This window comes from Microbacterium sp. 3J1 (assembly GCF_001049495.1).
Lineage (GTDB): Bacteria > Actinomycetota > Actinomycetes > Actinomycetales > Microbacteriaceae > Microbacterium.
Genome location: NZ_CDWI01000008.1, coordinates 284,729 through 304,758, shown reverse-complemented (window position 1 = coordinate 304,758; position 20,030 = coordinate 284,729). Strand labels below are relative to the sequence as shown.

The 20,030-nt window shown below is 70.9% G+C and carries 20 protein-coding genes; 13 read left to right on the top strand and 7 right to left on the bottom strand.

Annotation, left to right across the window (positions count from 1 at the left end; genetic code table 11):
* Positions 1-404 precede the first annotated feature (404 nt).
* Positions 405-1,607, bottom strand: coding sequence for a class I SAM-dependent methyltransferase (locus BN2660_RS06455; protein ID WP_091228775.1), 1,203 nt, complete (start codon positions 1,605-1,607; stop codon positions 405-407).
* 61 nt (positions 1,608-1,668) lie between these two features.
* Between BN2660_RS06455 and BN2660_RS06450 the strand changes: the two genes are divergently transcribed.
* The 8 genes from BN2660_RS06450 (at position 1,669) to BN2660_RS06415 (ending at position 8,122) form a co-directional block, all read left to right on the top strand.
* Positions 1,669-2,331, top strand: coding sequence for a TetR/AcrR family transcriptional regulator (locus tag BN2660_RS06450; protein ID WP_176697109.1), 663 nt, complete (start codon positions 1,669-1,671; stop codon positions 2,329-2,331).
* Complete coding sequence (locus BN2660_RS06445; RefSeq protein ID WP_091228768.1) at positions 2,328-3,341, top strand: ABC transporter ATP-binding protein; 1,014 nt, start codon at positions 2,328-2,330, stop codon at positions 3,339-3,341. The genes BN2660_RS06450 and BN2660_RS06445 overlap by 4 nt, the downstream gene beginning before the upstream one ends.
* Complete coding sequence (locus BN2660_RS06440; protein ID WP_091228765.1) at positions 3,338-4,138, top strand: ABC transporter permease subunit; 801 nt, start codon at positions 3,338-3,340, stop codon at positions 4,136-4,138. Before BN2660_RS06445 ends, BN2660_RS06440 begins: the two co-directional genes overlap by 4 nt.
* Positions 4,139-4,236: 98 nt before the next feature.
* Positions 4,237-4,647, top strand: coding sequence for a GntR family transcriptional regulator (locus BN2660_RS06435; protein WP_091228761.1), 411 nt, complete (start codon positions 4,237-4,239; stop codon positions 4,645-4,647).
* Positions 4,644-5,561 (top strand): ABC transporter ATP-binding protein, encoded by a 918-nt coding sequence (locus tag BN2660_RS06430; RefSeq protein ID WP_091228758.1) that lies wholly within the window; start codon positions 4,644-4,646, stop codon positions 5,559-5,561. Before BN2660_RS06435 ends, BN2660_RS06430 begins: the two co-directional genes overlap by 4 nt.
* Positions 5,561-6,247, top strand: coding sequence for a hypothetical protein (locus BN2660_RS06425; RefSeq protein ID WP_091228754.1), 687 nt, complete (start codon positions 5,561-5,563; stop codon positions 6,245-6,247). The genes BN2660_RS06430 and BN2660_RS06425 overlap by 1 nt, the downstream gene beginning before the upstream one ends.
* A gap of 153 nt (positions 6,248-6,400) precedes the next feature.
* Complete coding sequence (locus BN2660_RS06420) at positions 6,401-7,561, top strand: FUSC family protein (protein ID WP_091228751.1); 1,161 nt, start codon at positions 6,401-6,403, stop codon at positions 7,559-7,561.
* Between the two features lie 36 nt (positions 7,562-7,597).
* On the top strand, positions 7,598-8,122 hold the full coding sequence (locus BN2660_RS06415; protein ID WP_091228749.1) for a GyrI-like domain-containing protein: 525 nt from the start codon (positions 7,598-7,600) through the stop codon (positions 8,120-8,122).
* Here the strand turns inward: BN2660_RS06415 and BN2660_RS06410 are convergent.
* Positions 8,119-8,337, bottom strand: coding sequence for an SCO4848 family membrane protein (locus BN2660_RS06410; protein ID WP_091228746.1), 219 nt, complete (start codon positions 8,335-8,337; stop codon positions 8,119-8,121). The two genes, BN2660_RS06415 and BN2660_RS06410, sit on opposite strands and share 4 nt — an antisense overlap.
* Before the next feature lie 99 nt (positions 8,338-8,436).
* Between BN2660_RS06410 and BN2660_RS06405 the strand changes: the two genes are divergently transcribed.
* The 4 genes from BN2660_RS06405 to BN2660_RS06390 all read left to right on the top strand — a co-directional run bounded on the left by BN2660_RS06405 (position 8,437) and on the right by BN2660_RS06390 (position 13,727).
* Complete coding sequence (locus tag BN2660_RS06405) at positions 8,437-9,063, top strand: RNA polymerase sigma factor (protein ID WP_255305059.1); 627 nt, start codon at positions 8,437-8,439, stop codon at positions 9,061-9,063.
* Complete coding sequence (locus tag BN2660_RS06400; RefSeq protein WP_091228743.1) at positions 9,060-9,521, top strand: hypothetical protein; 462 nt, start codon at positions 9,060-9,062, stop codon at positions 9,519-9,521. Before BN2660_RS06405 ends, BN2660_RS06400 begins: the two co-directional genes overlap by 4 nt.
* A gap of 105 nt (positions 9,522-9,626) precedes the next feature.
* Positions 9,627-11,192, top strand: coding sequence for a S8 family peptidase (locus BN2660_RS06395; protein WP_091228739.1), 1,566 nt, complete (start codon positions 9,627-9,629; stop codon positions 11,190-11,192).
* Between the two features lie 102 nt (positions 11,193-11,294).
* Positions 11,295-13,727, top strand: a complete 2,433-nt coding sequence (locus BN2660_RS06390; protein WP_091228734.1) for a CHAT domain-containing protein — start codon at positions 11,295-11,297, stop codon at positions 13,725-13,727.
* Positions 13,728-13,954: 227 nt separating this feature from the next.
* Here BN2660_RS06390 and BN2660_RS06385 read toward each other — a convergent pair whose 3' ends face one another.
* Genes BN2660_RS06385 through BN2660_RS06365 form a run of 5 tightly spaced genes read right to left on the bottom strand, consistent with a single transcriptional unit; the run spans position 13,955 to position 18,421 of the window.
* Positions 13,955-14,731 (bottom strand): DeoR/GlpR family DNA-binding transcription regulator, encoded by a 777-nt coding sequence (locus BN2660_RS06385; RefSeq protein ID WP_091228731.1) that lies wholly within the window; start codon positions 14,729-14,731, stop codon positions 13,955-13,957.
* Between the two features lie 4 nt (positions 14,732-14,735).
* Positions 14,736-15,575 carry a class II fructose-bisphosphate aldolase gene (locus tag BN2660_RS06380; protein ID WP_091228727.1) on the bottom strand — a complete coding sequence of 280 codons (840 nt, stop codon included), beginning with the start codon at positions 15,573-15,575 and terminating at the stop codon, positions 14,736-14,738.
* Complete coding sequence (locus tag BN2660_RS06375) at positions 15,572-16,513, bottom strand: 1-phosphofructokinase family hexose kinase (RefSeq protein WP_091228724.1); 942 nt, start codon at positions 16,511-16,513, stop codon at positions 15,572-15,574. The genes BN2660_RS06380 and BN2660_RS06375 overlap by 4 nt, the downstream gene beginning before the upstream one ends.
* A complete protein-coding gene (locus BN2660_RS06370) occupies positions 16,510-17,502 on the bottom strand; it encodes an ROK family protein (protein WP_091228719.1) in 993 nt (330 codons plus the stop codon). The genes BN2660_RS06375 and BN2660_RS06370 overlap by 4 nt, the downstream gene beginning before the upstream one ends.
* Positions 17,503-17,524: 22 nt before the next feature.
* Entirely contained in the window at positions 17,525-18,421 is an 897-nt protein-coding gene (locus tag BN2660_RS06365) for an SIS domain-containing protein (RefSeq protein ID WP_091228716.1), read from the bottom strand.
* A gap of 331 nt (positions 18,422-18,752) precedes the next feature.
* Here BN2660_RS06365 and BN2660_RS06360 point away from each other — a divergent pair, with 331 nt between their 5' ends.
* On the top strand, positions 18,753-20,000 hold the full coding sequence (locus BN2660_RS06360) for an extracellular solute-binding protein (RefSeq protein ID WP_091228714.1): 1,248 nt from the start codon (positions 18,753-18,755) through the stop codon (positions 19,998-20,000).
* Positions 20,001-20,030: the final 30 nt, after the last annotated feature.

Here is a 20,030-nt window from a genome sequence, read left to right as displayed (position 1 = left end):
GTTACGCCCGGGTGATGTTCACAGGGCCGTTTCGTCGGGTTGCTGTGGCGGCGCGGGCAGCGGATTTCGGATCCGCAGCAGAGAACATCGACCGTACGTCCACGCCTCTTCGCAGCACAGCTCATCGAAAGAAGGACGTGACCGCGGACTGGTCTTCGGACCGTCAGGCCCGGCATCCAACGTAACGAAATGGCCGGTCAGGGGCAAATCCGTCATTTCGATCCGTGTTCAGTTTCTCGGGCTGACCGGGGGTTGCGCGGGTTTCGGACGCGCGTTCGCGGTCGGGCGTGGCGCGGGTTCGGGGCGGCCTGCGGGCGCCTCGCGCGGCGATGTGCGCCTGCGGAGGCCGGATGCCGGGAATCCGGCCTTCCGAGGCGCATACGGCCTTGCGAAGCGCACGTCACTCAGCGGCGGATGCTGCGCGTCACCGTGAACTTCGCAGTGCGGTGCAGCTGCTCGGTGGCGCCGACGAGGCGGGTGAGCTCGGCGCGGTACCCCAGAGACGAGTTGTACACCGTGAACAGCTCGCCGCCGGGCCGAAGGAGACGTGCGGCGGCGTCGAACAGACGGGTCGCCGCGCCGGTGTGGACGCTGGTGCCGAGGTGGAACGGCGGGTTGAGCAGCACGATATCGGCACCGGCGTCGGGCAGTGCGGAACCGGCGTCGTCGTGGGTGACGGTGACGCGATCGGCCACTCCGTTCGCGACGGCAGTCGCACGGGCGGATGCGACGGCGGCGGCCGATCGATCCGTCGCGCTGACCCGGGCGTCGGGGTGCGCGAGCGCGTACGACACGGCGAGCGCACCCGTCCCGCAGCCGAGGTCGACGACGATCGGGGCAGCGCTCGTCCCCGCACCGTCCGTGGCTCCGGACGGATGCGCGTCGGCCGGTCCGTCCGAGGGGTTTCCGGCCGATCCCGGTGCGTCCGTCCGGAGTCGCGAAGGGCCGAGTGCCAGCACGTCGAGCAGCACCCGCGTGCCGATGTCGAGGCGGGCGCCCGCGAAGGCGCCGCCGTGCGCGACAAGGGTCAGCCCGTCATGGTCGGCCCGCACCGGGAAAGGCGGTTCGACCGGGACTTCCTTCGGCTCGGTCGCCACCACCAGACGCGACTTCCGCTCGGCCCGTTCGGCCTGCACGTGCTCGAAGCTCCGCCCGAGCACCTCGTTCTGCGCGACCGTCATGTGCTTCACACGGCCGCCCGCGACGAGCACGACGTCGCGCGCAGCCCAGCGCGCGACCGCATCGGCGATCTCCTCGAGCTCGGCGAGCGACTTCGGCAGCTGCAGCAGCACGAGGCGCGCGCCGCTCAACAGGGAGGCGTCGAGTTCGTGGGCCGCGAATCCCGCGAGCCCGAGCTCGTCGGCGTTGCGCGCGAGTGCGCGGCGGCCCGTCGCGAGGTCCTGATGCACCCGGATGCCGTCGAACCCGGCCGCGGTCAGGGCCAGCGTGATCGCTCCGTAGTCGTCGCCGATCACCGCGATCTCGGCGCCCACGGGGCCCAGCGACAGCACCCGGTCGACGAGAAGCACGTCGGTCGCGTCATGCGCCTGCAGATTGTCGGCCTCGACGTCGGGCCGGCGGCGCAGGCGGCTGAAGGGGAAGTCCACCGCCCCAGCCTACGAGCGGGGCCTCTTGACGTGCACTGAACGCTTGTTTAGCATGCTGTACATGCGTTCAGCCACCGACGATCTCACCGCTCGCGCCCGCATCCGCGACGCCGCCATCGCCGCGTTCGCGCGGGACGGGTACGACGGCACGAGCCTGCGCACCATCGCACGGGACGCCGGAGTCAGCGCGGCCCTGATCGTGCATCATTTCGGAGACAAGAACGCGCTGCGCGCCGCGTGCGACGACCATGTCGTCGGCGTCTTCATCGACGAGGACCACGACGTCATCGCCGCTCCGACCCGCGACAGGATCCAGGCCGCGATGCACGACCTCGAGCGCTACGGCCCCTATATCGACTACCTCGCGCGCATGGTCGTCGACGGATCGCCCGCCGCCGACCGGCTCTTCGACAGCATCCTCCACGGCACCAGGGCCGTCCTCGATGAGCAGCGCAAGGCGGGCCTGCTCGAGCCGATGAGCGACCCCGAGATGACGACCGTGCTCGTGGCGCTCATCGGCCTCGGCCCGCTGGTGATGCGCGCGCAGATCGCCCGTGCACTCGGCACCGATCAACTGAGCCCGGCCGGACTCCTGCGCATGACGCTGCCGACCATGGAGCTGCTCACCCACGGCATCTACTCGACGACGACACTGCTCGACGGCACACGCGAGGCGATCGGCGAGAGCTCGACGGAACCCCCGGCAGAAGGAGCTGCATCATGAGCGAGGTCATCGGCATCGAGCGCCTGCACAAGCGCTACGGCGACCGCGTCGCCCTGCAGGAGCTCGATCTGACGGTGCGCACCGGCACGGTGTTCGGTCTCATCGGGCCCAACGGCGCCGGCAAGACCACCACTCTGCGCACTCTGCTCGACATCATCCGTCCGACATCCGGGGCGGTGCGCGTGCTCGGCGAGGAACCTCGCCACGGCGGAGTCGCCCTCCGCCGACGAATCGGCTACGTACCCGGCGAGCTGCACCTCGAGGGGCGCGCGAGCGGCCATCGGATGCTGTCGTTCTACGCCGAGGTGTCGGGATCCCGTGACGTGGCCGCGACCCTGCGCACCGCGCGGGACCTCGCCGATCGGCTCGGCGTCGACCTCGACCGCCCCGTGCGCACGCTGTCGAGGGGCAACAAGCAGAAGGTCGGACTCATCCAGGCCTTCATGCACGAGCCCGAGCTCCTGATCCTCGACGAACCGACCAGCGGCCTCGACCCGCTGGTGCAGCGGGAGTTCCTCCAGATGGTGCGCGAGGCGCGGGAGAACGGACAGGCGGTGCTTCTCAGCTCGCATGTGCTCAGCGAGATCCAGCAGACGGCCGATGAGGTGGCGGTGCTTGCGAACGGACGTGTGGTCGCCGACGGCGACGTGGCCTCGCTGCGTCTGGGCTCGATCCGTCGGGTGCGCGCCGAGATCGCGACGCCCGATGTGGCGGCCGCGCGCGCCGGTCTCGAGCGCATTCCGGGGCTCACCGGCGTCGGGCTGAGCGAGAGCGACGGCATCCTCGCCCTGACCGGCACCGTCGACGGAGCGATCGATCCGTTCGTGAAGGCGCTGGCGGCGTTCGAGGTGCGCGACCTGAGCGTCGAGGAGCCCGATCTCGAGGAATCCGTGCTCCGCCTGTACGGCGACGCCGCGGGAACGGGCATGGGTGCAACGCACCGCGACCGGCCGGATGTCGACATGCCGCCCACCCGACGATCGCGCCGCGAGCGGAGGGAACGGCGATGAACCGCATCCTGCCGGTGTTCCGGCGCAGCATGCGCGAGTCGTGGCGGGGTGCCGTCGGGTGGACGCTGGGACTCTCGGCCGTCCTGTTCCTGTATCTGCCGCTGTACCCGAGTCTCGGCGGCGACGGGCAGCTCGAGGACATGATCTCGGCGCTGCCGAAGGAGCTCGTCCAGACGATGGGCTACGACCAGCTCTCCAGTGGAGCCGGCTACGCGCAGAGCACCTTCTACGGCCTGATGGGGTTCCTGCTCCTGACGATCGCCGCTGTCGTCTGGGGATCCGCCGCCCTCGCGGGAGCCGAGGAGAGCGGTCGCGCCGAGCTCGACCTCGCGCACGGCATCGGACGTGGGCAGTACGCGCTGGAGTCGGCGCTGGCGGTGCTGGTGCGCCTGCTGTGGCTGGGAGCCTTCTCCGGTGCGGTGGTCTGGACGCTGAACGGTCCCGCGGAGCTCGACCTCGAGGGCTGGCGCATCGTCGGGGCGAGCGCGGCCCTGGTCGGTCTGGCGTTCCTGACGGCATCCGCCGCCTTGTTCGCCGGGGCGGCGACGGGTCGCCGCATCTGGGCGACCGGCGTCGGCGCCGGCATCGCCGTGGTCGGATACGTCCTGCAGGCGCTCGCGAAGCAGTCCGACGACCTCGACTGGCTCAACGCACTGTCGCCGTACGCGTGGGTGTACCGGCAGTCGCCGCTGGCCGAAGGCGTGGACGCCGGTGGCCTCGCGCTCACGTGGGGACTCGCGGTCGCGCTCGCCGTGGGCTCGGCTCTGGCGCTCCGCGCCCGGGACCTCCGCGGCTGAATCGCCTTGCCGGCGCTCCGCGCGCCTCACCCTTGACACTCCGCAGGTTCGGTGGTTACCTAGTCTAGTAACTAACCCACCAACCAGGCGGAGGACCCGTGATCGAAGAAGGCAAGCCGCTCTTCCTCCAGATCGCCGAGCAGATCGAGGACTCGATCATCGACGGCTCGCTCGAGGAGGAGACCCAGGCGCCTTCGACGAACGAGCTGGCCGGCTTCTACCGGATCAACCCCGCCACGGCAGCGAAGGGAGTCGCCATGCTCACCGACAAGGGAGTGCTGTACAAGCGTCGCGGCATCGGCATGTTCGTCGCCTCCGGCGCACGTGACATCGTCCTCGGCGAGCGCCGCGCCGCGTTCGCCGACCGCTACATCGACCCGCTCCTCACCGAGGCCCGAACTCTGGGGCTCGGCGCTGAAGACCTCGCTGCGCTGCTCCGTGAGCGCGCGGCCCAGACTCACCCGGCGCTCGATGGCGCCGCCCGCACAGAAGGGAAGAACCCCGCATGACCGCCGTCATCGAGGTGCAGAACCTCACCAAGCGATACAAGGACAAGCGCGCGCTCGACAACGTGTCGCTGACCCTCGACGGAGGATCCATCTACGGCCTCCTCGGCCGCAACGGCGCCGGCAAGACGACCCTCATGTCGATCCTCACGGCGCAGAACTTCGAGACCTCCGGCACCGTGCGGGTCTTCGGCGAGCATCCGTACGAGAACACGCGGGTGCTGAACCGGATCTGCTTCGTCCGCGAGAGCCAGAAGTACCCGGACGACGCGTACCCGCGTCACGCCTTCAAGGCGGCGAGCCTGTTCTTCGAGAACTGGGACCAGGCGTTCGCCGAGGAGCTCATCGAGGAGTTCCAGCTGCCGATGAAGCAGACGATCAAGAAGCTGTCCCGTGGTCAGCTCTCGGCCGTCGGCGTGATCATCGGGCTCGCCTCGCGCGCCGACCTCACCTTCTTCGACGAGCCCTACCTGGGCCTGGATGCCGTCGCGCGGCAGATCTTCTACGACCGCCTGCTCGGTGACTACGCCGAGCACCCGCGCACGATCGTGCTGTCGTCGCACCTCATCGACGAGGTCTCCAACCTCATCGAGAAGGTCGTCGTGATCGACAACGGCCGGATCCTTCTGAACGAGGACACGGATGCCGTGCGCGACCGCGCCGTCACGGTCGTCGGCGACGCGGCGAAGGTCGACGCGTGGGCCTTCGGCCGCGAGGTGCTGCACCGCGAGGCGCTCGGGCGCGTGGCGTCGGTCACGGTGCTCGGTGCGCTCTCCTCGGACGAGCGCGCCGAGGTCACGGCATCCGGTCTCGACCTCGCACCCGTGTCGCTGCAGCAGCTGGTCGTGCGCCTCACGCAGAAGGCGGAGGCGCAGTCCCCCACGAGAGATTCCGTCGCGAACGAGGAGGTCCGCTGATGCGACGCACACTGAACGTCATCCGCCTGCAGCTGATCAACCGGCAAACCTTCATCTGGGTGCCGCTGATCATCCTCGGGTCGGCCGTCGTCATCTCGGTGCTCATCTACGCGATGATCCCGGTGGACACCCCCAAGTACGGCGGCGGCGGACAGGCTCCGCTCTGGTACTTCTTCGCGATCGGCATGGGCGCGATGACCTACACCTTCCCGTTCTCGCAGGCGATGAGCATCACCCGGCGGGACTTCTTCGTCGGGACGCTCATCACGGCCGTCCTCGGCAGCGCGTTCCTCGGCATCATCTTCCTGATCGGGGGCGGCATCGAGACCCTGACCGACGGATACGGCGTCAACGGGTACGTCTTCTACCTGCCGTGGCTGTGGGAGGCAGGACCGCTCGGAGCCTTCACCGTCTACTTCACGCTGGCACTGCTGCTGTTCCTGATCGGGTTCACCGGCGCCACGATCTACAAGAGCTGGGGACCGACCGTCCTCACGGTCGTGGGCGTCGGCCTGGCGCTGGTGCTCCTCGGGCTCGTGTTCCTCGCGACCAGGCTCGAACTCTGGCTCCAGGTCTGGCAGGGCATCGGAGACCTCGGCGCGCTGGGGCTGGCGCTGTGGGGTCTTGTGGGCGCGGCGGTGCTGAGCATCGTCTCGTTCCTCGCCTTCCGCAGGGTGACTCCCTAGTCGGCACTCCTGTCACCCCGGCCGGGTCGGTCTCCGCCCCGGCCGGGGTGCGGCGCGCTGCAGATCGGATGCCTCCGCGCAACCCTGAGTGCCGAACGGAGGCGGGCGGGCTAGCCTCGCCCCAGGGGAGGCGACCGACAGAGAGAGGATGCCGTGACGAACATCCGCACGCGGATCCGCGAGCGCCGACCGGCGATCGTGCGCTCCGCCGTCGACGCCGTCCGTCCCGCCCGGCTGCTGCTCGTCGCGAAGACCGCGCTCGCCGTGGGCCTCGCGTGGACGATCGCGCCGCACATGCCCGGCGTGGCCGACGAGTACCCCTACTACGCTCCGCTGGGCGCTCTCGTGAGCATGTACCCGACGCTGATGGGCTCGCTGAGGTCTGGTCTGCAGACGCTCCTCGGGCTCGCCACCGGCATCGCCCTCGCCACCATCATCGTGCTCACCGTGGGACCCACCTGGTGGTCGATCCCCGTCGTCGTGGGCCTGGGCGTGCTCGTGTCGGGCACCGGCTGGTTCGGCGACGGACGCGAGTACGTGCCGATGGCCGCGCTGTTCGTGCTCATCATCGGCGGCCAGAACGCCGACGAGTACTCGCTCGGCTACCTGGCCCAGATGGCCGTGGGCGTCGTCATCGGACTCCTCGTCAACGTGGTGATCGCGCCCGCTCCCCTCACTCTCGTCGCCGCTGCCCGCGTCGATGCCTTCCGCGAGCAGCTGGGCGACCACCTGCATGCGATCGGGTACGCGGTGACGGAGTCGTGGCCGCCCGAGCACGAGCAGTGGGCCGAGGATGCCGCATCCCTCGCCGCCACGACCGGGTCGTTGCGCTCGACCTTGTCCGAAGCCGACGACAGCCGGCGGGCCAACCCCCGGGCACGAGGACGCCGGGGCGAGACGCAGCACATCCACGAGGAGCTCGAGCGTCTCGATCGCATCGCGCATCTGATCCGTGACATCTCTGATGCCACGGCCGACACGATCTGGGAGCGACCGGGGGCACTGGCGCTCGACCCCGCCCTGCCCGAGCCCCTCTCGGCGGCCTGCCACGCCGTCGCCGACGTCATCGCCCAGGGCGACGACGACTCCGCCGAGGCGCACCGCACCCGCGGCGAGGCGGCCCGGGCGATCCGTCTGCTGCTCGAGAAGGTCGACGACCGCACGATCGACGCGCGCCGCTCCATGGGGCCGGGGGTCCTGGCCGCGATGCACCTACGGCGCATCCTCATTCTCAGCGGCCCGGTGGACGACGCAGAGGACGACGCCGACGAGGGCGAGGGTGCCGGCGATGCCGACGCCAGGGCGGACGACTAGTCCGATCGACCACCGCTTCGCGTCGACGACTGGCCGATGTCGAAGGCCGCGCGTAGGATCTGCGGCATCCGCCCGCTGACCCTGGAGACGACGATGTCCGACCTGCAGATCACCGTGAAGCCCCTGCCCTTCCTCCGCCTCGCCGCACTGACCGAGACGGTGGGCTCGCAGCCCGAGGTCGCAGCGAAGGTCGGCCCGATGTTCGACAGGGTCGCCGACGTCATCGTCGCGTCGGGTGGCGAGCCCGGTCTGCCTGTCGCCGAGTACGACATGAACAAGCACGGCGTGCGCATCCGCGTCGGGTTCACGTACGACGGACCGGCGATCGAGGGGGTCGACATCCTCGAGCTGCCGGCGGTGGAGTCAGCCGTCACCGGCACGCACCTCGGCGCCATGTCGACGATCGATCAGAGCTGGCACGAGATCCAGCAGGCGATCGACGAGCGGGGCGCCCAGCCGCAGGGCGCGTGCCGGGAGGTGTACCTGGACTCCGAGTCCGACGATCAGTCGACCTGGGTCACCGAGCTGCAGCAGCCCATCACGGAGCGCTCGGAGGACTAGAGCGCCCCGGCGAGCGCAGCGACGCCGACACCCACCGAGACGACGGCGAGCACGAGCGCGATCGCGATCAGCACCGCGTGCACCTTGAGGAACGTCGTGGCCCTGCCGTCGGCATCCCGAGCCCGGGGGTCGTTCGCGACCCGCTTGTAGAACCGGGGCCAGACGAGCACGTTGAAGGCGGCGTTGAGGAAGAGGACGACAGCGAGGACGATCACTCCTCCACGGTAACCCGCGCACGACGGAGGAATTCGACAGGGTCCATGTATCACCGGGCTCTTGCCGTGCTCCTGATGTATGTGATCACAATGGGACTCATGATCGACGGCGCACCCGACGGCGCTGCTCTCGATCCTGCACCGGATGACGGCACGGCTCGCTGGAGACGTGCCGCCGCTCTCTTCGACGCATGGCGGGACGGCGACAGCCGCGCGATGGACGACCTCGTGCGGCTGATGACACCTGTGCTCTGGCATGTCGTGCGCGCGTACGGCCTCGAGCGCACCCTGGCCGAGGACGTCGTCCAGACGACGTGGCTGCAGCTCGTCCGCGGACAGCGGTCGATCGCCGATCCCCGTGCCGTGTCGGCCTGGCTGACCACGACGGCCCGACGCGAGGCGTGGCGCGCGGGCAAGGCGCACGGCAGGGTCGACACCACAGAGACGGATGCTCTGGACACCCTGCTCCCGGAGCAGGAGTCGGCCGAGGATCGCGCGGCGGTCCGCGACGAGCATCGACGCCTGTGGGCGGCCGTGAAGCTCCTCACCGAGCGGTGCCAACGCCTCCTGCGCGTCATCGCGTTCGAGGAACGACCTGACTACGGGCGCCTGGCCGCCGACCTGGGCATGCCCGTCGGAAGCATCGGCCCGACCCGACAGCGATGCCTCGCGAAGCTGCGCGACATCCTCGCCGCCCCGACTCCGCGGACGGAAGGGACCTCATGAGCGACCATGAACGCGAGGATGCCGCGCTGTTCGCGCAGCTGCGTTCGCTGTGGCGCGACGTCGACCCGATGCCCGCGACCCTGATCGACCGCATGATCGCGGCGGTCGCGACCGAGGGGCTCTCGCAGGAGTACGCGCTGCTGACCCTCGTCGAGCAGCCGCTCGGTGCGGTCCGCGGCGACGCCGACGCCCTGACCCTGCAGTTCAGCGACGGCACCACCAGCATCCTGCTGCACGTGACCCGCACCACCGGCGGCCGGCACCGCGTCGACGGCTGGGTCGACTCCGCCTCGGCCGTGGTCGACCTCGTGCAAGGGGAGCGCACGCGGTCGACCACTTCGAGCGAGGCAGGGCGCTTCGTGTTCGACGACGCCCCGGACGGACTCACGCTGGTCCGTCTCACCACCACCGACGGAGATCAGGAACGCATCCTGACGACACCGCAGTTCGAGTTGTGATCCACCGCGGGTCCGCCCGCACACGCCGCGGGGCTTCCCGCACCCACCGCGGGTCCGCCCGCACACGACGAGGACGCGGGTGCGCCCGTGAGGAGAGGATCGACGATGGAGCAGCCCAAGGGGTGGAGCTGGCAGGATCGCGCAGAGGGGTCGATCCGCCGAGGGACCGCGCTGGACCCGACCGTCGAGCCGGTCGACGGAGTCCGCGCGTTCCCGACCGCGTATCTGCCGCAGCGGCTGCTCATAACGAACGATCGCGACACCGATGGCGAGGAGTACGACCGAGAGATCCTCGCCCTCCGTGAGGCTGCCGCATCGTTCGGCTGGAGCCTCGACATCGAGTCGCCCGACTCGCGCCTCGCGGGCGGCGCGCTTCTTCCCGGCGTCCCCGGCTTCCTGCGGGCGCACCTCACCACTCCCGATGCTCCCGAGCGCGGCGAGTCGCCGGTGCCTCCCGACGCCTGGCGCGTGCTGCAGCGGGCCCGTCGGAGCACTCGCACCACCATGCCACGGACGAGCCTCGAACACGTGCTGTCGATCGACCCGGTCGGCCTCAACCCGTTCAGCCGCACGAATCCCTTCAGCCGCACCAACCCGTTCAGTCGCACGAATCCCGTGCGCGGCGCCGGCACGGGCGGCAGCGACGACTACCTCGAGCCGGGTCGCGGCGCGCGACAGCCGGTGACCTGGGTCGGTCCCGCTCCGCTGCGCGCCGTCGCTCCGAAGCGCGGCCGACGGCCGGTCGTCGCCGTGCTCGACACCGGCTGCGGCGTGCACGACTGGCTCCCCGACGACATCGTCACTCGGCACGCCGAGATCGACGGCATCCCGATCGGCCTCACCGACGACGCGGATCCCGAGAAGTACCCCGACCTGTACGGACAGCTGGACGGCGAGATCGACGCGGTGGCCGGTCACGGCACCTTCATCGCGGGCATCGTCCGTCAGACGGCGCCCGATGCGGACATCCTCTCGATCCGCATGGCGGGTGCGCTCGGCGTGATCGACGAGAGCACCTTCCTGCTCACGGTCGCGCAGGTGGTCGAGCTGCTGCGCCGTCACCGCGAGAACCCCAAGACCGGTCACCCGATCGACGTGCTGAATCTCTCGCTCGGGTACTACCACGAGACCCCCGAGGACGGACTCTTCAGCCGCACGCTCGAGGCGATCCTGACGACGGCGCGCGAACTCGGCTGCGTCGTCGTCTGCTCGGCCGGCAACGACGCGATCGACCGGCCCTCGTTCCCGGCATCGCTCTGGCCCTGGCCGGGGTCGGACAACGGCATCCCCGCAGATCGCAACGCGCCGCTCGTCTCGGTGGGCGCACTGAACCCGTCCGCCCGTTCGGTCGCGCTGTTCTCCAACGTCGGCCCCTGGGTGCAGGTCTACGCTCCGGGAGCCGCCGTCGTCAGCACGTCACCGGCGTTCGTCGGCGGCGAGCAGGCCGCGACGCGAGCGGATGTCGATGACCTCCGCCGGGAGACGATCGATCCCGACGACTACCGCGGCGGGTTCGCGACCTGGAGCGGCACCTCGTTCGCGGCCCCGTTCGTCGCGGGACGCATCGCGGCCCAGCTGGGTACGGTGCCGGTGGGCGGCGTCACCGCGGATGCCGCGGCCAAGGCCGTCGCCGCCGTCCTGAAGACGCTGCCGACGCCGAAGGGCGAGTAGGCCGGGCCGTCGGCCGACCGCTCACGCGCACTCATCACACACGCAGGGCCGGGATGCGGTCACACACTTCCCTCCCGCACAGCATCCCGGCATTCTGGGTAGATGCGCCTGTCTGCCCAGGAGCTGCATCGGCGCGGCGTCGAGGCGGCCAACTCCCGACGATTCGCGCGCGCACGTCGCGCGCTCTCCGACGCCGCTGAGCGGACCGACGACGACGACCTCCGCGCCCGCATCGACGGCACCCTGTCGTACGTGCTGGCCCAGACCGGCCAGCCGGTCGAGGCGGAGCGGCTGTCGCGCACCGCTCTCGCGCGCCCCGGCCTGAGCGCCGAGACCATCGCGATCGTCAACGGTCAGCTGGGCACGCTGCTCATGCACGGAGGTCGGCTGAACGAGGCCGATCAGCACCTCTCCTCGGCCATCGACGCGCTCGAGACCGGTTCGGTCGAGCAGGCCAACCTCCTGATGAGCCGCTCGATCGTGAGCATGCAGCGGCATCTCCTGGACGACTGCACGGCCGACCTGCATCGCGCGATCGACGCGTTCGACGCGCATGGCCAGCAGGAGCCGCTCGCCGAGGCGCGACACAATCTCGGATACGCCGCGCTGCTCGCCGGCGACCTCGTCACCGCGCTCGCCCTGATGACGCAATCGCGCCCGATCCTCGCGGCCTCCGGCGACCTCGCGGCCGCGATCAGCGACCTCGATCGCGCCGAGGTGCTGCGCGACGCTGGGCTCTCGACCGAGGCCGAAGAGCTCCTCGGCGCCGTCGCCGTGCAGTTCGGCGGGCAGCGGATGCGCCAGGCGCGCGGCGAAGCCGAGTTCCACCTGGCGCGATCTCTGCTGCGGCACGACGCGCGCTCGGCCGAGCGCGCCGCGGCGACGGCATCCCGTCGCTTCGCCGATCTCGGCAGCGACGGCTGGGCCGCACGCGCCGAGGCCGTGCGTCTCGAAGCCAGGGCGCTCGCGCGACCCCACGTGCGACCGGATGCCGAGGAGCTCGCCCGCACGGTCCGCGTACTCGCGAAAGGCGGCTTCCGCACCGAGGCCACCGCCCTCAGCCTGACCGCACGCCTCGCTGACGGCAGACGGATGCCGCGACTCACCGCCGACGCACCGACGCCGCTCCGTCTCCGCGCCCACGAGGTGCGAGCGCTCCGGGCGTCCGCCGCGGGCAGGGATGCCGAGGCCCGCCGCGCCGCCGCCGAAGGTCTCGATCTGCTCACCGCCTGGCAGCAGTCGTTCGGAGCTCTCGACCTGCAGGCGTCCGTCGCGATGCACGGCACCGAGCTGATGTTCGCCGGTCTCCACGCCGCGGCACGGTCGCGCGACCCCGCCATCATGTTCGAGTGGTCAGAGCGCGCACGCCACCTGAGCCAGCAGGTGGCGCCGGTGCGCCCTCCGCCCGATGACGACCTCGCCGCCGACCTGGCCGAGCTGCGGATGCTGCGCGCCGACCTCGCCGGCTCCGACTGGACGACCGATGCCCGGGTCCGTGAGCTCCGCGATCGGGTGCGCGAGCGGCAGTGGTCGTCGACGGGCGCGGCAGGCAATCGCGGCCGCGTGGATCTGCGCGAGACGCGATCCCGACTCGACGCCGACACCGCGGTGCTCGCATACGTGTACACACGGGCCGAGCTGCTGTGCGTCGTCGTGACGGCATCCGGATCGACGCTCGTGCCGTTGTCGTGGCCCCTCGTCGAGACGGCACTCGACGGGCTCAGGGCCGATCTCGACGTCGCCGCCCTCACGCACGGCGGCCCCCTGGCTCGACTCGTGAACCGTTCGCTCGACGAGCGGCTGCGGCGGCTCGACGACGCCCTGCTTGCACCCGCGCGTGCCGCCGCGGGCGACGCGACCCGGCTCGTGCTGACGATCCCCGGCATCCTCGCCGGCATCCCCTGGGCGATGCTGCCCGGCATGGCGGGCACGCCCTTCACACTCGCGACGTCCGTCTCCCGCTGGCTCGCGGACTCCGAGGCGAGCCGGGACGCACGCCCCCGCAGCGCCGGCTTCGCGGCAGGGCCCCGCGTCGCGCGCGCCGAGGAGGAGATCCGCACGGCGGCCGCCGGCTGGACCGACGCCGAGCTCCTCACCGGCGTGGGCGCGAGCGTCTCGGCCGTCACGGGCCTCGCCACGCGCGTCGACGTGCTGCACATCGCGGCGCACGGCCGGCATGCCGTCGACAACCCGCTCTTCTCGGGATTCGAGCTCGCCGACGGCACTCTCTTCGGCTACGACGTCGACCTCATCCCGCAGGCCCCCGACACCGTCGTGCTGTCGGCGTGCGAGCTCGGCCGATCCTCCGTTCGCTGGGGCGAAGAGGCGCTGGGCATGACGCGCGTCTGGCTGCATGCGGGCACGCGCTGCGTCATCGCCGCCCCGGTCGTGGTGCCCGACGACGTGGCCTGCGAGCTGCTCGGAGCCGTGCACACCCGGCTCTCGAACGGTGCCTCACCGGCGGTCGCGCTGGCCGCGGCATCCGAGGCGACCGGCCTCCGCGCCCCCTTCCACTGCCACGGAAGCGGACTCTGAGAAGTTTTCTCCAGTCGGTGTATCAGAGCACCGGCAGGGTGCTCCTTATCTGCAGAAGGTGCCATGCGGAGGGCTTCGGTCACGAAGCGCGAGGGAGGCGCAGTCGAATTCTGGGGAAAGCCTCGTGCACTGGGGAGTGTGAGGCACGACGGACACCATCTGCTCCGGGGATGTCGCGAGAGGGGTCGCGGCATCCCCATAAGGAGTCGAGTCGTCGACGGATGCCGTCAGGCGACGACGACCTCGAAGCCGGCCGCGCGCAGGTCGGCAAGGGCCGCGGCGTCCGCGCCGTCGTCGGTGAGGAGCACGGGGAACAGCTCCGCACCGCCGACGGCCGCGAACGCGACCGTGCCGATCTTGCTGCTGTCGGTGACGACGACCGCACGCCGCGCTCGCTCGGCCATCATGCGGTTCACGGCGGCCTCGCGTTCGTCCTGCGTCGTGGCGCCGGCCGCGGCGTCGATGCCGTTCACGCCGATGAAGGCCATGTCGAGCCGCACGCCGCGCAGCAGCTGCTCGACGAAGGGACCGACCAGCTCGTAGGTGCGCGAGTGGATGACCCCGCCCGTCACGACCACCTTGATGTCGGGGCGCGTCGCGAGCTGCGCGGCGATGTTCACGGCGTTCGTGACGACGGTGATGCCCGGTCCTGCGGCGAGGTCGCCCCTCGCGGCGAGTGCGGCGGCGATGGCCGTGGTCGTCGTCCCTCCCGACAGCCCGACCACCATCCCCGGGGTCACGAGCGCGGCGGCGGCCTGGGCGATGCTCTCCTTCTGCTGCGTGCGCAGATGGCTCTTGTACCGGATCGGCAGCTCGTAGGCGACCGAATGAGCGACGGCTCCGCCGTGCGTGCGGGTGAGCAGACGCTGCTCGGCGAGCGAGTCGAGGTCGCGTCGGGTCGTCGCCGCCGAGGCGCCGAACCGCTCGACGAGGTCGTCGACGGTGACCTCGCCGTCCGCGGCGAGCAGGTCGAGGATCGCGTTGAGGCGGGCGGCGCGCTTCATGTGCTCATCCTTCCAACGCGAACAGGCGCAGCATCCGCGCGGCCTCGTCGGCGAGCGCGTCGCGTGCCGGGGCGAGGTACCTGCGTGAGTCGACGAGCCTCTCGTCGGCGTCGAGCACCGAGCGGATCGCCCGGGTGAAGAACCCGTTGAGGTGCGTCGACACGTTGATCTTCGTCATGCCGGCGCGCACCGCGTCGGTGATCACCGCGTCGGCGACTCCGGACGAGCCGTGCAGCACGAGCGGCACGGACAGCGCGTCGTGCAGCCGGGCGATCAGCGACAGATCGAGGGAGGCCGTGCGATCGGTCATGGCGTGCGACGACCCCACCGCCACGGCGAGGGCGTCGACGCCGGTCGCCTCGACGAACGCGCGCGCCTCGTCGGGATCGGTGCGGACCCCGGGGGCGTGCGCTCCGTCCTTGCCGCCCACCTCTCCGAGCTCGCCTTCGACGTAGACGCCCGCGGCGTGCGCGCGTTCGGTCACCGCCGCCGTGACGGCGACGTTCTCGTCGTACGGCAGCGCGCCCCCGTCGAACATGACGGAGCCGAAGCCCAGCGCGATGGCCTCGTCGACGAGATCGGGACGCTCGGCGTGGTCGAGGTGCACCGCGACCGGCGTCTCCGCGCGGCGAGCGACCGCGAGGGTCGCCACCGCGATCGGCTCGAGGCCGCCGTGGTAGTCGGCGCAGTTCTGCGAGATCTGCACGATGACCGGGAGCCCGGCCTGCGCCGAGGCGCGCACGAGCGCCTCCGCGGTCTCCAGGTGGATCACGTTGAACGCGCCGATCCCGGTGCCGCTGCGCGCGGCATCCGTCACCAGGTCGCGGGCGGAGACGAGTGTCACAGGGTTTCCTCTCGGAGGTCGGGAGCGAAGGGGCCGACGACGAGGCGCCGCTCGAGCGCGGTCCACTCGTCGGAGATCTCGCCGGCGAGCGGCATGAGCACGGCGGCGGCGGACCAGGCGGTGGCCCGGCGCAGGATCGCGTCGGGGTCGCGGATGCCGTCGGCGAGCAGAGCCGCACATGCCGCCACCGCCGCGTCGCCCGCACCCGTCGGGTTGCCCGCCAGAGGCTCGTCCAGACGCGCGTGCACGACGTCGGATGCGGTCACCGCGAGCATCCCGTCGGCACCGAGCGACAGCAGCACCAGCGCCGCACCGAGCTCGATCAGAGACCGTGCCCCGGCCACGGGGTCGGGGATGCCCGTCGCCTCGGCGAGTTCGGCCGCGTTGGGCTTGAGGACCGATGCCCCGGCCTCCGCCGCGCTCAGCATCGCAGTGCCCGACGTGTCGACGATCACCGGCACACCGGCATCCCTCGCGGTGCCGATCAGCAGCGGCACGAGGGTGTCGGGGGCTCCGGGGGGCAGGCTGCCGGAGACGACGAGCACGCGGGCGCCGGGGAGCGCGTCGACGACCTCACCGAACAGGGCGGCCCACTCGGGATCGGTCGGGTTGACGCCCCGTTCGTTGACGATCGTCGTGTCGCCGAGCTGCTCGTCGACGATCGCGACGCTCTGGCGCGTGGTGCCGACCACGGGCACCAGTCGATGCGGCACGCCGCTGGCGCCGAGCTCGGCGGCGAGCTCCACCCCGCTGCGTCCGCCCGCGGTGGACACCGCGAGCACCGAGACGCCGTGAGCATGCAGGACCCTGGCGACGTTGAGACCCTTGCCTCCGGCGCGCACCGCGCCGGCATCCGCTCTGTGCGTCCCGCCGGGGGTGAGGCGGTCGACGTGCCACGTGAGGTCGAGCGCCGGGTTCGGGGTGACGGTGATGATCATGCGCGCTCCCTGGCTCGCAGGGCCGCACCGAGGATCCCGGCATTGCCCGACAGCTCCGCCGGCACGAGGTCGGGGATGCGGTGGAAGCTCAGTCGCGCCGCCAGACGCGTGCGCAGCTCGTCGAACAGCGCTCCGCCCGCGCGGGAGAGCCCGCCGCCGATGACGACGGCCTCGGGGGCGACGACCGCGGTGAGCTGGGCGAGCGACAGCGTCAGAGCATCGAGGGCCGAATCCCAGATGTCGGCCGCCACCGCGTCACCGGCGGCGGCGCGCGCGATCACGTCCTTGGCTCCGTCCGGTGTGATGCCGGTCGCATCGCGGTAGCGACGCGCGATCGCTCCTGCCGACGCCACGGCCTCGAGGCAGCCGCGGGCTCCGCACGCGCAGACCGGTCCGTCGGCGATGGGCGAGTGGCCGATCTCCCCCGCGTAGCCGCCCGCGGTGTAGGGCTGACCGCCGACGAGCAGCGCACCGGCGATGCCGGTGCCGATCACGAGCACGACGGAGTTCGCGTAGGCGCGTGCGCCTCCCAGCACGTGCTCGGCCCAGCTCGCCGCACGCACGTCGTGGTCGAAGGCCACGGGCAGTCCGAGCCTCGCCGCGGCGAGATCGCGCAGCGGCGAGTGGTTCCATCCGAGGTTGCTCGCGAAGACGCCGAGTCCGGCATCCGCATCGACGATCCCCGGCACGACGAGTCCGGCCGCCTGCGGGACCACGTCGGGGTGAGCCGCCCGCAGCTCCGCGGCGAGGGCGCCGAGCCGCTCGATCAGCACCTCGGTGCGATCGCCGTCAGCGGTCGGGGTCGGGGTCCGGCGCAGCCCGAGCGCCGTACCCTCGGCGTCGAACAGCGCGGACTTGATGTCCGTGCCGCCCACGTCGAACGCCAGCACCGGCGCGCCCCGGCCGATCGTGCTCGCGGCCGCGAGCCGTTCACCCGAGAGGTCGCGGACGACCTCGGGGATGCTCGTCGGGTCGCCTGGACTCGTCATCGCGTGCTCCGTGCGGATCGTGTCATGCGTCCAGGATGACGGACCGCGTGAGGTTGCGCGGCTGATCGGGGTCGAGCCCACGCGCCACGGCGCGGTCGAGGGCGACGCGGTGCAGGCGCACGAGGTCGGCCATGGGGTCGACCGGATGCTGCACGAAACGCGCGCCCGTCGCCTCGACCTGAGCCGCGAGGCCCTCGGGGGCCTCACCGAACTGCCAGGTCACACGGCCGGGAGCGGCGATGGCGATCGGCCCGTGGCGGTAGTCCATCGACGGGTACGACTCGGTCCACGACTGCGACGACTCGCGCATCTTCAGTGCGGCCTCGTGGGCGAGGCCGATGGTCCACCCGCGGCCGAGGAACGAGTACTGCTCGGCATCGCGCAGCTCGTCGTCGTAGTCCGCGGCGAGCACGGCGGAGGCGTCGTCGATGGCTCCCGTGAGGTCTTCGCCGAGCGACGCGCGGAAGAGCGCGAGGGCGGTGGTGGCGAAGCGGGTCTGCACCACCGACTGCTCGTCGGCGAACGGCAGCAGCACGGCGTCGTCGACGAGGGAGACGAGCGGCGAGGTCTCGTCGCCGATCACGCCGATGGTGGGGATGCGGCCCTTCACGCGCTCCACGAGCTCGAGCACCTCAGTGGTCGTCCCTGACCGCGTCAGTGCGACGACGGCGTCGTAGCCCCGGTCGACGAAGGCCTCGGATGCCGCGAACGCGTCGGTCTCACCCTGCCCCGACGTCTCGCGCAGTGCGGCGTACGACTGCGCGATGAACCACGAGGTGCCGCATCCGACGACCGCGACGCGGGCTCCCGATGCCGGCAGCAGCGCCTGCGCATCGCGGAGACCGGCGGCCTGGGCCCAGGTCTCGGGCTGCGAGAACAGTTCGTCGCGCATGTGCGCGCCGGGCAGAAGTTCAGTCATGTCAGGCCCTCCGGACCAGATGTTGCAGGTTTGTGATTGTTTCACCGTGAATTCGATCATAGTATTTCGGCATCGAGAATCTCCGCAAGGTTCTCCTTGATTTGTTTATTCTCCTGACAAATAATCGAACAAGTTTCACCCCCGATCCGCTTCCCCGGGCGCGGATGCACCTCCGGGCCCGAACAGGCCCACCGATCACCGCCTGCGGAAGGCGAGGATCGCACGCACCGTCGCGTGAAGTGTTCGCGACTGTGCACGACCGCCGCTCCGCTGGACGGCACCCCCGCTGCTCTGCGGAGCAGCACCCGACACAGTGAGGAATGCACCACCTATGAAGAAGTCACTGCGATTCGGCGCGGTCGCTCTCGCGGCCACCGCCACACTCACGCTCGCTTCGTGCGGGTTCGGAGGCTCGACCGGCGGCGATGGCGGCGACGCCGACGGCGGCACCACGCTCGACCTGCTCGTCCCGAGCTACTCGGACGCCACCAAGGGTCTCTGGGAAGACGTGATCACGGGGTTCGAGGAAGAGAACCCCGACATCTCGGTCAACCTCGAGGTGCAGTCCTGGGACAACCTCGAGAAGGTCGTCTCCACGAAGATCCAGGCCGGGGAGGCCCCCGACATCTACAACGGCGGCCCGTTCGCCGGATTCGTCGGCGACGAGCTGCTCTACCCGGTCGAGGAGGTCGTCTCTGAGGAGACCTACTCCGACTTCCAGGACGCCTTCCTCGCGAACGCAGAGGTCGACGGCACCGCCTACGCCCTGCCGCTGATCGCCTCTGCACGTGCCCTCTTCGTCAACAACGCGCTGCTGCAGCAGGCCGGCGTCGAGGCTCCCACGAACTGGGACGAGCTGCTCGATGCCGCCACCAAGGTGTCCGCGCTCGGCGGCGGTGTCGCCGGCTACGGCATGCCGCTCGGATCCGAGGAGGCGCAGGCCGAGGCGGCCGTGTGGCTGTGGGGCGGCGGCGGATCGTTCGGCGACGAGTCGGAGATCACGATCGACACCCCGGAGAACCTCGCGGGTGCCGAGCAGATCAAGAAGATGATCGACGCGGGCGCGACCCAGGCCGACCCCGGCTCGACGCAGCGCTCTCCGCTGATGGACATCTTCATCCAGGGCAAGATCGGCATGCAGGTGGGCCTGCCGCCGACGGTCGGCCAGATCGAGGAGGGCAACCCCGAACTCGACTACTCGATCGTCCCGATCCCGACGAAGGACGGCTCGCCGTTCACGCTCGGCGTCATGGACCAGCTGATGGCCTTCCAGAACGACGGCGACAAGCAGGAGGCGATCACCGCGTTCTTCGACTACTACTACTCGGCCGACGTGTACGTGCCGTGGGTGCAGGCCGAAGGCTTCCTGCCGGTCACGAAGTCGGGCGCCGAGCAGCTCTCCGGCGAGGAGGCCCTGGCGCCGTTCCTCGAGGTCCTGCCCGACGCGCAGTTCTACCCGTCGACGAACCCGAAGTGGTCCGCCACCGACGGCGCGTTCAAGTCGCTGTTCGGTCAGCTGCAGACGAAGCCGGCACAGGACGTCCTGACCGAGATCCAGGCACAGGTCGACGCGGGCTGAGCCCGCTGACGGAAAGGTTCGGGAGTTCCC